Origin of the sequence: Enterobacter sp. I4, from assembly GCF_022669095.1 — a bacterium.
Taxonomy (GTDB): domain Bacteria; phylum Pseudomonadota; class Gammaproteobacteria; order Enterobacterales; family Enterobacteriaceae; genus Enterobacter; species Enterobacter pasteurii.
The window spans coordinates 194,259-208,371 of the sequence record NZ_JALBUO010000001.1; the positions used below are offsets into that span (position 1 = coordinate 194,259).

General features: G+C 54.8%; 10 protein-coding genes, 1 tRNA gene and 1 rRNA gene. 5 read left to right on the top strand and 7 right to left on the bottom strand.

The annotated features are described in order from the left end of the window. Positions 1-3: 3 nt before the first annotated feature. The 5 genes from phnE to MOQ06_RS00960 all read right to left on the bottom strand — a co-directional run bounded on the left by phnE (position 4) and on the right by MOQ06_RS00960 (position 3,771). Entirely contained in the window at positions 4-783 is a 780-nt protein-coding gene (gene phnE / locus MOQ06_RS00940) for a phosphonate ABC transporter, permease protein PhnE (protein WP_242170000.1), read from the bottom strand. A 126-nt stretch (positions 784-909) separates the two neighbouring features. After that, positions 910-1,926 carry a phosphonate ABC transporter substrate-binding protein gene (gene phnD, locus MOQ06_RS00945; RefSeq protein ID WP_242170004.1) on the bottom strand — a complete coding sequence of 339 codons (1,017 nt, stop codon included), beginning with the start codon at positions 1,924-1,926 and terminating at the stop codon, positions 910-912. A 23-nt stretch (positions 1,927-1,949) separates the two neighbouring features. Continuing rightward, positions 1,950-2,738, bottom strand: a complete 789-nt coding sequence (gene phnC / locus MOQ06_RS00950) for a phosphonate ABC transporter ATP-binding protein (protein WP_176608930.1) — start codon at positions 2,736-2,738, stop codon at positions 1,950-1,952. Between the two features lie 164 nt (positions 2,739-2,902). Beyond that, a complete protein-coding gene (gene yjdN / locus MOQ06_RS00955; RefSeq protein WP_242170022.1) occupies positions 2,903-3,355 on the bottom strand; it encodes a VOC family metalloprotein YjdN in 453 nt (150 codons plus the stop codon). 80 nt (positions 3,356-3,435) lie between these two features. Continuing rightward, the gene (locus tag MOQ06_RS00960) at positions 3,436-3,771 is read right to left on the bottom strand and encodes a zinc ribbon domain-containing protein YjdM (RefSeq protein ID WP_148422145.1); all 336 of its coding nucleotides are present in this window, start codon (positions 3,769-3,771) and stop codon (positions 3,436-3,438) included. A 587-nt stretch (positions 3,772-4,358) separates the two neighbouring features. On the opposite strand from MOQ06_RS00960, the gene crfC reads away from it, so the two are divergent. Both crfC and MOQ06_RS00970 read left to right on the top strand, forming a co-directional pair. Further along, positions 4,359-6,713 carry a clamp-binding protein CrfC gene (gene crfC / locus MOQ06_RS00965; protein WP_242170024.1) on the top strand — a complete coding sequence of 785 codons (2,355 nt, stop codon included), beginning with the start codon at positions 4,359-4,361 and terminating at the stop codon, positions 6,711-6,713. Beyond that, positions 6,710-7,588 carry a YjcZ-like family protein gene (locus MOQ06_RS00970; protein WP_242170027.1) on the top strand — a complete coding sequence of 293 codons (879 nt, stop codon included), beginning with the start codon at positions 6,710-6,712 and terminating at the stop codon, positions 7,586-7,588. The genes crfC and MOQ06_RS00970 overlap by 4 nt, the downstream gene beginning before the upstream one ends. A gap of 34 nt (positions 7,589-7,622) precedes the next feature. Here MOQ06_RS00970 and kdgT read toward each other — a convergent pair whose 3' ends face one another. Beyond that, the gene (kdgT, locus tag MOQ06_RS00975; RefSeq protein WP_148422285.1) at positions 7,623-8,615 is read right to left on the bottom strand and encodes a 2-keto-3-deoxygluconate transporter; all 993 of its coding nucleotides are present in this window, start codon (positions 8,613-8,615) and stop codon (positions 7,623-7,625) included. Between the two features lie 649 nt (positions 8,616-9,264). Between kdgT and proP the strand changes: the two genes are divergently transcribed. Further along, positions 9,265-10,767, top strand: coding sequence for a glycine betaine/L-proline transporter ProP (gene proP, locus MOQ06_RS00980; RefSeq protein ID WP_148422140.1), 1,503 nt, complete (start codon positions 9,265-9,267; stop codon positions 10,765-10,767). Between the two features lie 33 nt (positions 10,768-10,800). On the opposite strand, the gene MOQ06_RS00985 is transcribed toward proP, so the two are convergent. Next, complete coding sequence (locus MOQ06_RS00985; protein ID WP_242170030.1) at positions 10,801-11,754, bottom strand: nickel/cobalt transporter; 954 nt, start codon at positions 11,752-11,754, stop codon at positions 10,801-10,803. 493 nt (positions 11,755-12,247) lie between these two features. Here MOQ06_RS00985 and MOQ06_RS00990 point away from each other — a divergent pair. After that, positions 12,248-13,789, top strand: a 16S ribosomal RNA gene (locus MOQ06_RS00990). Between the two features lie 85 nt (positions 13,790-13,874). Continuing rightward, positions 13,875-13,950, top strand: a tRNA-Glu gene (locus MOQ06_RS00995). Positions 13,951-14,113: the final 163 nt, after the last annotated feature.

The window sequence follows — 14,113 nt, forward strand, 5'->3', positions numbered from 1 at the left end:
TTCTCAGATGAAGTGCTTACGCAAACGTTGAGAAAGGAAATCCAGCAGGCTGACGGTGACGATGATAAGCACCATCAGCGCACAGGTTTGCTGGAACTGGAAACCGCGAATCGCTTCCCACAGGGTGACGCCAATCCCGCCTGCGCCGACCATGCCGACAACGGTGGCGGAGCGGACGTTGGACTCAAAGCGGTACAGAGAGTAGGAGATGAGCAGCGGCATGACCTGCGGCAGCACGCCGTAGAGGATCTCTTCGATTTTGTTCGCACCGGTCGCGCGGATGCCTTCCACCGGGCCGGGCTCGATGGCTTCAACCGCTTCCGAGAGCAGCTTGGAGAGCACGCCGGTGGTGTGGATGAACAGCGCCATCACGCCCGCGAACGGACCGAGGCCGACGGCCACCACGAACAGCATCGCAAAGACCATTTCATTGATGGCGCGGCAGGCGTCCATCAGGCGGCGCATGGGCTGGTATACCCACCACGGCACGATGTTTTCGGCGCTCATCAGGCCAAACGGAATGGAGAGGATCACGGCGAGGGCGGTGCCCCAGACGGCGATTTGCAGCGTGATCGCCATTTCACCGAGGTAGTCCTGCCACTGGCTGAAGTCCGGCGGGAAGAAGTCGGCGGCGAAGGTGACCATGTTGCCGGAATCCTTGAAGAGCAGCAGCGGATCCATCTCCGCGCCCTTCCAGGAGATAACGAGCACCGCCAGCAGAATGGCCCAGCTTATGAGCGAGAACCAGCTGCGTTTTGGCGGTGGGAGAGTGATGGTTTGCATGATAACTCCGTTGGTTTATGTCCCCTCACCCCGACCCTCTCCCCAAAGGGGCGAGGGGGAAAAGACCGCACCGGGCAGTCCCCTCTCCCCTATGGGGAGAGGGTTAGGGTGAGGGGTAGAAAAGCATTACTGCACCGCTTTATTCACGCTGGTCATAGCGCTCAGCGCGGCGGTCAGACGGTCGAGATCTTCCAGCTGCGCCTTAATTTCCGACACTTTGCTGGTCTTCTCCTCTTCCTTCAGACCCGCGTTATCCTTCACGCCCTGCATCTGTTTAAACAGCGCCAGCTGGCGAATCGGGACCAGCTGCAGATCGCTTGAGGCTCGGAACGGTGCCCAGCCCAGACGCTCAAGAACCGCTTTCTCTTCCGGCGTTTTGCCGTAGTTCATGAAGAAGTCGTAGACCTTGTCCTTGGTGCCTTCGGAGAGATTTTTGCGCCACACGATCGGGTCGCCGGGGATCAGCGGTGATTTCCAGATGACCTTCAGCGCCTTCAGCTTGTCCGGCGCGGAGGTCTTCAGCTTGTCGAGGTTCTCGGTGTTGTTGGTGGCGACGTCCACCTGCCCGTTCGCCACGGCCAGCGCGTTGGTTTCGTGCCCGGCGTTCACCGTGCGTTTGAAATCGCTGGCGGAGATGTTGTTTTTCGCGAAGACGTAGTAGCCCGGCACGAGGAAGCCGGACGTCGAGTTCGGGTCGCCGTTACCAAACGTCAGCGCTTTGCGTTTGGCGATCATGTCGCTGAGGTTGTTGATCGGGCTGTCTTTGTTAACGATCAGCACGCTCCAGTAGCCCGGGGAGCCATCTGCCGCAACGGTCTGGGCAAAAACCTGACCGTTGGCGCGGTCCACCGCTTCCATGGCGGAGAGGTTGCCGTACCAGGCGATATCCACTTTATTGAAGCGCATCCCCTGGATAATGCCCGCGTAGTCCGGGGCGAAGAAGGCGTTCACTTTGATCCCCAGTTTGGTTTCCATATCCTTCAGGAACGGTTCCCACTGCGGCTTCAGGTTTTGCTGTGATTCCGTCGAAATGATGCCGAAGTTCAGCGCTTTTTCCTGCTCCTCGGCGTACGCCGGGCTTAGCAGGGTGCTGATGCTGAACATGCTGGTAAAGGCCAGCGCGGCAACGGCTTTGTAGTTCATTTCCATTCCTCGTTATGCGGACGTTAAGCAGCCTGCGCGCGCTCTTCGACGCGGTTTACGCTGCGGTAGAGACGATCAAAACGTTCGTTATCAAACTGGTGGCTGGCGCCATCGAAGAAGACATGCCCCTGACGCAGGGCAACGATCCGCTCGCAGTAGCGCAGGGCGTAATCCACCTGATGCAGCGTTACCACCACGGTGATGCCGTCGTGCTTGTTGATGTCGCTCAGGGTCTCCATCACGATGCGGGCCGATTCCGGATCCAGCGAGGCGATAGGCTCATCGGCCAGAATGATTTTCGCTTTCTGCATCAGGGCGCGGGCAATGGCCACGCGCTGCTGTTGCCCACCGGACAGGGTAGAAACACGCTGGTGGGCGAAATGGGCCATGCCGACGCGGGTCAGCGCCCTTAAGGCGTCTTGCTTCTGGGACGGGGAGAACCAGCGCAGGCAGGTGCGCCAGAACGGGGTGCTGCCGAGCGCGCCAATCAGCACGTTCTCCAGCACCGTCAGGCGGTTTACCAGGTTGAACTGCTGGAAGATGCAGCCCGTGCGGGCGCGGCTTTTACGGATATCGCTCGCCAGGCGGCCCGCGCGCTGCACGGTGTTACCCAGCAGCTCAACGTGGCTTTCCGGCGTTTTATCACCGGTGATGAGGCCGCTTAAGTGGCGCAGAAGGGTGGATTTACCTGAACCAGACGGCCCCAGCAGCGCTACCATTTCGCCCTGCTGGACGGTCAGATCAACGGCATGCAGCGCCCTGTTGTGATTGAAGGTTTTGCTCAGTTTCTCGACGCGGATGACAGTTTGCATGTGCTGGGCCTCACGATAAATGTGGCCTCATGCTGGCGCATCAATGTGACATTTGGGTTAAGTGTTGGTTGCGGGAATTTGAAGAGTTGTGCGGAGTTTGATGACAGCCACGCCAGGCCCGGTGAGCAAGGCGTCACCGGGCGCGGTTGCCGGATGCGCAGCGCTTATCCGGCCTGGGGCGGTTGCTGTTGCTTAACGACGTTAATCATCCACGGTACGCCGTATTTGTCGGTCACTGTGCCGAATCCGTGCGCCCAGAAGGTTTCCTGCCAGGCCATTTCGATAGTGCCGCCATCGGCGAGGTTGTCGAACCAGCGCTTGCCTTCCGACACGTCCCGGGTGTCGAGCACCAGCGTGAAACCGGCATACTGCGCGTTGCTGCCTGGCGGTAGCCCGTCGCTCATCATGATATCGCTGCCGGCAATGCGAACGTTAGAGTGGGCGATGGCGGAGTCCGGGAAGTTCATGCCCGACGGACAGCCTTCATCGCTGTTTTCGTCTTTTGGCATTTCACCGAAGGTGATTTTATAGAGAAGTTCTGCGCCGACGGCCTGCTGATAGAAGGCGGTGGCTTCTGCACAGTTGCCGGCGAAGGAGACGTAGGGACTTAAGGGCATAATCATTACCTCAGGTAAGAGAAGCCCGTTAAGTGTAGTACCCGTCAGCCCGGTGAGCGAAGCGCGACCGGGCGGATAAATCAGTTCTTTTTCACAAATTCAGATTTCAGCTTCATAGGACCAAAGCCGTCAATTTTGCAGTCGATATTATGATCGCCTTCCACCAGACGGATGTTTTTCACCTTGGTACCAATCTTCAGCATGGAAGAACTGCCTTTTACCTTCAGGTCTTTTACTACGGTAACGCTGTCGCCGTCTGCCAGCAGGTTGCCGTTTGCGTCTTTCACAATCAGCGTATCGCTGTCCGGTGCAGGCTCCGCATCATTCCATTCATGGGCGCATTCCGGGCAAATGAACATGCCATTGTCTTCATAGGTGTATTCAGAATTGCATTTCGGGCAGTGTGGAAGTTGCATGTTGGTATCCTCAAAAGTGTTAACACGCTGGAAAATGCCAGCAAATGACGGCAGGATGCCGAAAAAGGCAGCGAGTATAGCGCAAATCCCCACTTTTGTCGGTGATATTATCTTATAAAAATAGCGTATCAATGCTGCCGGGTGAGAGGTATCGTCAGTCATTTAAGGGAAGCTTAAGCCCCTAACGGCAGTGATGGTAATGATGCTAACGATATCGAATATTTTATTACAGCAAATTGCTACGCTGTGTCATTTCGGATAAGGTGAAGCCACAAGCCGTTATTTATCCATCTTCTCTTAACCTATACATCTTTTGGTGACGGGGAATACCTCTCTTTTTTAGGGGGGGAATAACGGTGATATATCCTGAAGTTTTCTGAAAATGAGCTCTGTCTATTCGCTTTTGGCTTTCTGGCCAGGGGATGCTTTACACGCGTTACAACAATGGGAATTAAATTTCCATTGCCTTCAGTACGTTGTATTAAATGAACATGTTTTCCATACGTGGTCATATAAGCCTGAAAAGCATAATTAAAAAAAGTGGCTTAATAAAAGTAATAAATTTGCGTTAAGGAAAGGCTTTTATCATGCACACACAGACCATATTTGAATTAAGCCAGGAAGCCGAACGTTTGTTGCAGCTCGCGCTGAACAATCTTGCTTCATTAAAATCAATACCGATAGCTAAGCTGGATAGTACAGCCGCTGCGATGAGCGGCATTAATAACAACGTTTTGCCATTACATTTCAGCGCGCGTGGCGTCGATGCGCAGCAGGCGATGCTGAATAATGAATTACGCAAAATAACCCGCCTCGAAATGGTGCTGGCGATTGTTGGCACCATGAAAGCGGGGAAATCGACCACCATCAATGCCATTGTGGGCACCGAGGTGCTGCCAAATCGCAATCGTCCGATGACGGCGCTTCCCACGCTAATCCGCCATACGCCGGGCCAGAAGGAGCCGGTTCTCCATTTTTTGCACGTTGCGCCCATTGATATCCTGATTTCTCAGCTGCAGAAAAAATTGTCCGATAAAGATCGCGGCAAGCTGGCGCGGCGTCTGGAAATAGACAAGGACATGAACACGCTGCTGGCGCGCATCGAAAAAGGCGAGGCGTTTGAAAAACATCATCTGGGCGCAGAGCCTATCTTTCACTGCCTGAAAAGCCTGAACGATCTGGTGCGCCTTTCCCAGGCGCTGGGCGTGGAGTTTCCGTTTTCCGAGTATGCGGCGATTGAAAATATTCCGGTGATTGAGGTGGAGTTTGTGCACCTCGCCGGACTGGATGCGCACCTTGGCCAGCTGACGCTGCTCGACACGCCGGGGCCGAACGAGGCCGGTCAGCCGCATCTGCAAAAAATGCTCAGCGAGCAGCTGGCGCGCGCCTCCGCCGTGCTGGCGGTGATGGACTATACCCAGCTCAAATCCATTTCGGACGCAGAGGTTCGTCAGGCGGTTTCGGCAGCGGGAAAATCCGTGCCGCTATATGCCCTGGTCAATAAGTTCGATCAGAAAGATCGTAACAGCGACGATGCTGAGCAGGTGCGGGCGATGATCTCCGGCACGCTGATGAAGGGGAATATTTCGCCCGGGCAGATTTACCCCGTTTCATCCATGTGGGCCTATCTGGCGAACCGCGCCCGCTATGAGATTAACGCCCACGGGCGGCTTCCCGATCATCAGGATCAGCGCTGGGTACAGGATTTTGCCGAGGCCGCGCTGGGCCGACGCTGGCGAACGGCGGATCTGGACGATATCGATCATATTCGCCACGCGGCAGATCTGCTGTGGGAAGATTCGCTGTTTGAGCAACCGATCCGCAGGCTGATTTACGCGGCTTACGCCAACGCCTCGCTGTTCGCGCTGCGTTCGGCTTCGCATAAGCTGCTTAATTACGCGCAAAACGCCAGAGAGTACCTGGACTTTCGCCATCAGGGGCTGACCGTCGCCTTTGACGAACTGGAGCTGAATATTGCCCGTCTGGAAGAGGATATGGCGATGCTCAGGCAGCGGCAGAGCGCGGTAAGCGATGAGGTGCAGCATGAAGTCGAAGAGGCCCTCAACGCAGCGGATGCGTTCCTGCTTCGCCAGAAAGAAGCGCTTCGGCAGGCGCTAGGCGACATTTTTAGCCGTCCTTATCTTCTTGATTTAGCAGGACGAGAGTCAGCCTGCACGCATGCTGACGACGCGGACGGGATCCAGCAGCTGGTGCTTGAAGATGAAGGGCAGGCGCAGATTTTGCTGAATAAGATCAGATCGTCATGCGAGCCGATCGTGCTGGATGCGCAGAGCAGGATTAGCCGGGAGCTGGCGCTACGCTTCGATCAGCTGGAGTCCACGCTGGCCCGCTCGCTGAACGAGGCCATACGCCCCATCGAGACGCGAATTAAAGAACAGCTCAGCCATGCCGGTTTTCGGGCGCGGATCAGCTTTCCGGCGTTTCAGGCAAACCAGCTTAATTTCAATACGCGCGGGCTGTTTAATGATGCCATTGTGCGGGATACCCCTCCAGCCGATCGGCCTTCAGGGACGGGCAGCATGCGGGAGACCGTCTCGCGCTGGCTCAATAATCCGTCCTGGGGCTGGGAGGAATATGTGGCGACCCGCACACGATACGTCATCAACATCGCTCAGCTTCATGACAACTTTACGCAGCATACCGATCGGTTTTGCGATCAAATCCGTAAAGCTTTGGCTGCGCAGGTCGATGTTTCTGTTACGGCGGGTATGGCAACGTTCTTTGCGGAATTTTCGTTATGCCTGACCGGTTTACAGGAAAGCTTGCGTGATAGCCTTGCCGTGCGGCAGCAAAATGAGCGTTCAACCCGGGCGCTTAGCCAGCAGCTGAAGCAGAGTATGACCACAGCGGCGTGGATTCAGGAAGATACCCGACTGTTACGCGATGATATTCAAACCTTATTCGCGGCAGAGCAACCATGACAACACGGCTACTGGACGGTCCCGGGCGGACGCTGGAGTGTATTCATCCCAAATTTATGGTCGATCTGGTGCAGGGGGTGGATGCTGCGCGTCATTCCCTCTCCGGGCCACAGCAGCTGCAGTTTCGTGAGCGTTTGACGCAGGAAATCATTTTGCACGCCCGGCTGCGGGCGTGGGCCATGGCGGGAATGCTCAACGAAAATGCAGCATTACGGATGGGGCTGGCGGAGAAGCTGGCCGGTATGCTCGATCCCGGGCACCTGGCGCTGACCCGTATGACCGACAGGCTGGTAGCCCTGCGCCAGCAGGCTAATCCACGCCTTCCTCAGTCTCCCGGAGTGTTACAGCAGTACGAGGCGCTCTCCGCTCATTTCAGCCAGCGTGCCGCCTATAAAGAGAAAGCGCTTGCCCAGCGCGGCCTGATGGTTCAGGCAGGGGAGCACAGCGAGCAAATCTTTACCCGCTGGCGGGCCGGGCAGTATGACGGCTGGTCGCTGGCTGGCCGCTGCTATATTGTCCTGGAGGAGCTGCGCTGGGGGGCCTTTGGCGATGCCTGCCGCCTGGCAAATCACGATGTGGCGGCAATGCTTAAGGATAACCTGCGCAGCATGGCGGCTAACTATCTGGCGCAGGGGATCAATGCCTCTCCCACCACCCGCCATTTTTATCATCAATGGCTGACGACGCCCGCTTCTCCCGATCTGACGGATTATAAAGATATGCTGGGCTGGCTGGGGGACTGGTGTCAGGCGGATAACCACCCGCTGTGCTGGTCGGTGACGCAGAGCTGGCAGACGGTCGCGTTGGGTATGCCGAGGCTCTGTTCGGCAAAACGGCTGGTAGATGGCATGGTGGAGGAGATTTTTGGCGCGTGAGATGCCCCCTCGTTGGGAAGAGGGGGCGACTGGATCAGTGGTGCATTTCTACCGCTTTTGGCTCTGCCTGAGTCTCCGGAACCTGTCCAAAGCGTCTGGCGTACAGCGCCGTAATGATCGGCACCAGAATTGCGGTCACAATCACGCTGGCGGCAACCAGAGCTGTGGCGGAGGCCGCAACTGGTTCGAAGGCCGGGTTAATCTGGGCAATAATCACCGGGTTGGCTACCGCTGCGCCCGCTGCTGACGAGGCGGCCACGCCTGCCGTTCCGTTGCCTCCCCCGATTACGCGGTCTGCAATAATCAGCGGAATACCCGTGATGATGATAACTGCCACGCCCAGCACAATGCCCAGCAGGCCGGTTTCCAGGATCACGTTCAGGTTGATGGTATTGCCCAGCGCGAAACCGAAGAATGGGATCAGCACCGGCGTAGCTTTGCTGAAGAAATCGCGCAGATCGTGATCGAGGTTACCCAGCGCGAAGCCGATCAGGAATGGCAGAATTGCGCCGACAAAGTGGTGAGGTTCAAAGGAGGCGAGGCCCGCAGAGCCCAGGATCAGCATGGTCATCAACGGACCCGACTCCAGGGACATCAGCACGAACGCGCCGGACTCTTCTTTGGTGCCGTATTGATTCATCAGGCTGGCATACAGACCGCCGTTGGTCATATCCATCGCTGAGACAATCGCCAGAACGGATAACCCGGCGAAGAATCCGGTCTGGATCCCATTCTCCGGAATGAACATCGCGCAGACCATGGCAACAACCCAGGCGACCGCTATTTTAGTAATAACCAGCGTCCCCGATTTACGTAATACCGTACCTGTTGCACGTAAGTTAATAGACGCGCCGATGCAAAAGAACCAGACGGCCAGAATCGGTACCGTTCCGGTAATCATTCCTTTTGTAAAACCACCAAAATAAGCGCCGGTATTCGGAGCCAGCGTATTTAATATCGCACCAAGTACCAGCGGGACCAGCATCATCCCACCAGGGATGCGTTCTATTGTTGCTTTAATCTTCATCATTAACCCTCACATCTCGCCCGCTTGGCTGGCGGAAAGCTTTAAAAAAATAGCTAAATAAATTCAACTAATTGGCTTATGGACAGGCCAGTTAATTGGTCACTTATGCTGTAAAGCGAAATACTGGCTTTCATGCAGGCTTCGCTTGAAAGCCGTTGAGAAATCGTGTTCGGATTTATGATGCGATCTTTGGAATTGTGATTCAATGAAAATAAAACAGTGTTTTAGTTATCTTCGTCACATATTCAATGTAAACCGCGTTTCCCGCTGTTAATTATTAAATTTTGTGTAAATTCGATGTGAAGAAATGTGATTGCTTTTGGTTTTGAAAGGAATAATAACGCCCGTGAAGATCTCTTCGGGAAGGAGATTGCGAATGACCTTAATTCTCGGGAATTGACAAAAGCTGAAGCCAGTTTACGAAGGCGAAAAATATATGTGAAGTTGATCACATATATAAACGCTGGTAGGGTAAAAAGGTCATTAACTGCCCAGACAGGCGTCAACAGGTTCGGTTGTATCGACGTAAAACGTCAATGTAAGTAAACCTGCTACGCTTGAATAAGGAGATTCGCATGGAGCGGATCCCTGGTTCACAGAGTGCTAAATACGCTGTGAAACGGACGGGGCTGAGTCTACGAGGAAAGCTATGCTTAGAAGGAAAAAGGTTAAACCCATCACGCTGCGCGATGTCACCATTATTGATGACGCTAAGCTGCGCAAAGCGATTACGGCGGCCTCGCTCGGTAATGCGATGGAGTGGTTCGATTTTGGCGTCTACGGCTTTGTTGCCTACGCGCTTGGTAAAGTGTTCTTCCCTGGTGCCGATCCCAGCCTGCAGATGATTGCCGCGCTGGGTACGTTCTCTGTTCCCTTCCTTATTCGCCCTCTCGGTGGCCTTTTCTTCGGCATGCTGGGTGATAAATATGGTCGCCAGAAGATCCTGGCTATTACCATCGTCATTATGTCGATAAGTACATTCTGTATCGGCCTTATTCCCTCCTACGCCACCATTGGCATATGGGCGCCGATTCTGCTGTTGATCTGTAAGATGGCACAGGGCTTCTCCGTTGGCGGCGAATATACCGGCGCGTCGATTTTTGTCGCCGAGTATTCTCCGGACCGTAAACGCGGCTTTATGGGCAGCTGGCTGGACTTTGGCTCGATTGCCGGGTTCGTCATGGGCGCGGGGGTCGTGGTGCTGATCTCAACCGTGGTCGGGGAAGAGAACTTCCTCAGCTGGGGCTGGCGTATCCCGTTCTTCCTGGCGCTGCCGCTGGGCATCATCGGTCTTTACCTGCGCCACGCGCTGGAAGAGACGCCTGCATTCCAGCAGCACGTAGAAAAACTGGAGCAGGGCGACCGCGAAGGGTTGCAGGATGGCCCGAAAGTGTCGTTCAAGGAGATTGCAACCAAACACTGGCGCAGCCTGCTGACCTGTATTGGCCTGGTGATCTCCACCAACGTCACCTATTACATGCTGCTGACCTACATGCCGAGCTACCTGTCGCATAACCTGCACTACTCGGAAGACCACGGTGTGCTGATTATTATCGCCATCATGGTGGGTATGCTGTTTGTGCAGCCGATTATGGGTCTGCTGAGCGACCGCTTTGGCCGTAAACCATTCATCATTCTCGGCAGCGTCGCGCTGTTCGCCCTGGCTATTCCGGCCTTTATCCTGATTAACAGTAATGTGCTGGGGCTGATTTTCGCCGGTCTGCTGATGCTGGCGGTGATCCTTAACTGCTTTATCGGGGTGATGGCTTCTACGTTGCCGGCAATGTTCCCGACGCATATTCGCTACAGTGCGCTGGCGGCAGCCTTTAACATCTCCGTTCTGATTGCGGGCCTGACGCCGACGCTTGCCGCTTCCCTGGTGGAGAGCACGCAGAATCTGATGATGCCTGCCTATTACCTGATGGTCATTGCGGTGGTCGGCCTGATTACCGGTATTACCATGAAGGAGACGGCGAACCGTCCGCTGAAAGGGGCAACGCCCGCGGCGTCCGATATTCAGGAAGCGAAAGAGATCCTGCGTGAGCACTACGATAATGTAGAGCAGAAGATTGAAGATATTGACGCAGAGATTGAAGAGCTTCAGAAAAAACGCTCTCGCCTTGTTGACCAGCATCCGCGAATCAACGAGTAATAAAAAAACCCGCCGCTGGCGGGTTTTCTTTTATTAGCATCCTGCGGCAATGTAGTCGCCGCCGGCGCTGACGGGGATTACCGTCAGGAACAGGACGGTCGCGAAGAGGATAAGAACTATCCCGCCGGCAATTTTGACCAGCGGAACCATCCCGCTCAGGGAAGATCCGCCGCCAAACCAGGCCACTGTGCGTTCACGGGCGTAACGTACCGCCAGCGACAGGCCCATAATCGACAGCGCCGTGCCCAGCGACATCGTCATTACCGCAGCAATGCCCCAGCTGATGATGCCAAGCGCATTCGAAAACATCAGAATCATGATTGCGCCACTGCACGGGCGCGCGCCAATTGCCAGCACTACTCCCAGACGGGTTTTCCAGTCGCTTTTTGCGAGATCTACCCCCACGCCGTGATGGCCGCAGCCGCAATGCTCATCGTGCTGGTGAAGCGGCGTGAGCGTGTTAATCGTCAATTTGCGCGGGCGCAGGCTTTTGAAGGCCTGATAAATGATAAACGCCCCGAAGGCGGCAATCAGTACGGCGCTGATTTTCTCGACGTACCACCGGCTGGTGCTGATATCCCCGGATGCGAGGTTTAAGCCCACCGCCAGGATAAAGACAAAGAGGATCGCGCTGACGCCCTGCATCAGGCTACCGATAAACGGTACGACGCGCGCCGCGAGCTGGCTCTCTTTATTGGTGGTGAGATACGTAGCGACGATAAATTTGCCGTGCCCTGGCCCAATGGCATGGAGTACGCCATAAAAGAAAGCGCCGGTTACCAGCCATAGCCCACCGCTGTACTGGTGGTTATTAAGCTGCAACAGATACATCACCAGATAACGGTGCAGAGCGATCTGGGCAGCCAGGCACCACTGAAGAAAAGCATTCCAGTGCGCGTGAAGGGCAAAACCTGCAATGAGTAACACCAGCACGGTGAGTCCGGCTGCAGGGATGCGCCAGTCACGATGAAGACGTTGTGTCGTCATAAGGTTGACCTGCGAGGGAATTATTTGCCGCTAGTATAGTGGATCTTCGCTTTCAATTCGTTGGATCGCACAGGGATCGTCGATGAATTGTGGATAACTCTGTGCGTAAAAGGGTATAAGGCGGGGTTTTGCTGGGGAATACAGCAGTCAGTCATTTTTTTGCAACTTTTCTGTTGCGGTCGCTCGGGAACTCCCTATAATGCGCCTCCATCGACACGGCGGATGTGAATCACTTCACAAACAGCCCGGTCGGCTGAAGAGAAAAAATCCTGAAATAACGGGTTGACTCTGAAAGAGGAAAGCGTAATATACGCCACCTCGCAACGGTGAGCGAAAGCCGCGTTGCAACTGCTCTTTAACAATTTATCAGACAATCTGTGTGGGCACTCAAAGTGACATGGATTCTTAACGTCGCAAGACGAAAAATGAATACCAAGTCTCTGAGTGAACATACGTAATTCATTACGAAGTTTAATTCACGAGCATCAAACTTAAATTGAAGAGTTTGATCATGGCTCAGATTGAACGCTGGCGGCAGGCCTAACACATGCAAGTCGAACGGTAACAGGAAGCAGCTTGCTGCTTTGCTGACGAGTGGCGGACGGGTGAGTAATGTCTGGGAAACTGCCTGATGGAGGGGGATAACTACTGGAAACGGTAGCTAATACCGCATAACGTCGCAAGACCAAAGAGGGGGACCTTCGGGCCTCTTGCCATCGGATGTGCCCAGATGGGATTAGCTAGTAGGTGGGGTAACGGCTCACCTAGGCGACGATCCCTAGCTGGTCTGAGAGGATGACCAGCCACACTGGAACTGAGACACGGTCCAGACTCCTACGGGAGGCAGCAGTGGGGAATATTGCACAATGGGCGCAAGCCTGATGCAGCCATGCCGCGTGTGTGAAGAAGGCCTTCGGGTTGTAAAGCACTTTCAGCGGGGAGGAAGGCGGTAAGGTTAATAACCTTGCCGATTGACGTTACCCGCAGAAGAAGCACCGGCTAACTCCGTGCCAGCAGCCGCGGTAATACGGAGGGTGCAAGCGTTAATCGGAATTACTGGGCGTAAAGCGCACGCAGGCGGTCTGTCAAGTCGGATGTGAAATCCCCGGGCTCAACCTGGGAACTGCATTCGAAACTGGCAGGCTAGAGTCTTGTAGAGGGGGGTAGAATTCCAGGTGTAGCGGTGAAATGCGTAGAGATCTGGAGGAATACCGGTGGCGAAGGCGGCCCCCTGGACAAAGACTGACGCTCAGGTGCGAAAGCGTGGGGAGCAAACAGGATTAGATACCCTGGTAGTCCACGCCGTAAACGATGTCGACTTGGAGGTTGTGCCCTTGAGGCGTGGCTTCCGGAGCTAACGCGTTAAGTCGACCGCCTGGGGAGTACGGCCGCAAGGTTAAAACTCAAATGAATTGACGGGGGCCCGCACAAGCGGTGGAGCATGTGGTTTAATTCGATGCAACGCGAAGAACCTTACCTACTCTTGACATCCAGAGAACTTTCCAGAGATGGATTGGTGCCTTCGGGAACTCTGAGACAGGTGCTGCATGGCTGTCGTCAGCTCGTGTTGTGAAATGTTGGGTTAAGTCCCGCAACGAGCGCAACCCTTATCCTTTGTTGCCAGCGGTCCGGCCGGGAACTCAAAGGAGACTGCCAGTGATAAACTGGAGGAAGGTGGGGATGACGTCAAGTCATCATGGCCCTTACGAGTAGGGCTACACACGTGCTACAATGGCGCATACAAAGAGAAGCGACCTCGCGAGAGCAAGCGGACCTCATAAAGTGCGTCGTAGTCCGGATTGGAGTCTGCAACTCGACTCCATGAAGTCGGAATCGCTAGTAATCGTAGATCAGAATGCTACGGTGAATACGTTCCCGGGCCTTGTACACACCGCCCGTCACACCATGGGAGTGGGTTGCAAAAGAAGTAGGTAGCTTAACCTTCGGGAGGGCGCTTACCACTTTGTGATTCATGACTGGGGTGAAGTCGTAACAAGGTAACCGTAGGGGAACCTGCGGTTGGATCACCTCCTTACCTTAAAGAACCTGCCTTTGCAGTGCTCACACAGATTGTCTGATGAAAAGTAAATAGCAAGGCGTCTTGCGATTGAGACTTCAGTGTCCCCTTCGTCTAGAGGCCCAGGACACCGCCCTTTCACGGCGGTAACAGGGGTTCGAATCCCCTAGGGGACGCCACTTGCTGGTTCGTGAGTGAAAGTCACCTGCCTTAATATCTCAAAACTCATCTTCGGGTGACGTTTGAGATATTTGCTCTTTAAAAATCTGGATCAAGCTGAAAATTGAAACGACACACAGCTCATGTGTGTTCGAGTCTCTCAAATTTTCGCAAGTCGACGAT

Bases quoted from the DNA above. Each gene is read 5' to 3' on its own strand.
- crfC (WP_242170024.1), top strand. From the start codon at position 4,359: ATGCACACACAGACCATATTTGAATTAAGCCAGGAAGCCGAACGTTTG.
- proP (WP_148422140.1), top strand. From the start codon at position 9,265: ATGCTTAGAAGGAAAAAGGTTAAACCCATCACGCTGCGCGATGTCACC.
- phnE (WP_242170000.1), bottom strand. From the start codon at position 783: ATGCAAACCATCACTCTCCCACCGCCAAAACGCAGCTGGTTCTCGCTC.
- phnD (WP_242170004.1), bottom strand. From the start codon at position 1,926: ATGAACTACAAAGCCGTTGCCGCGCTGGCCTTTACCAGCATGTTCAGC.
- phnC (WP_176608930.1), bottom strand. From the start codon at position 2,738: ATGCAAACTGTCATCCGCGTCGAGAAACTGAGCAAAACCTTCAATCAC.
- kdgT (WP_148422285.1), bottom strand. From the start codon at position 8,615: ATGAAGATTAAAGCAACAATAGAACGCATCCCTGGTGGGATGATGCTG.
- MOQ06_RS00960 (WP_148422145.1), bottom strand. From the start codon at position 3,771: ATGCAACTTCCACACTGCCCGAAATGCAATTCTGAATACACCTATGAA.
- MOQ06_RS00985 (WP_242170030.1), bottom strand. From the start codon at position 11,754: ATGACGACACAACGTCTTCATCGTGACTGGCGCATCCCTGCAGCCGGA.
- MOQ06_RS00970 (WP_242170027.1), top strand. From the start codon at position 6,710: ATGACAACACGGCTACTGGACGGTCCCGGGCGGACGCTGGAGTGTATT.
- yjdN (WP_242170022.1), bottom strand. From the start codon at position 3,355: ATGCCCTTAAGTCCCTACGTCTCCTTCGCCGGCAACTGTGCAGAAGCC.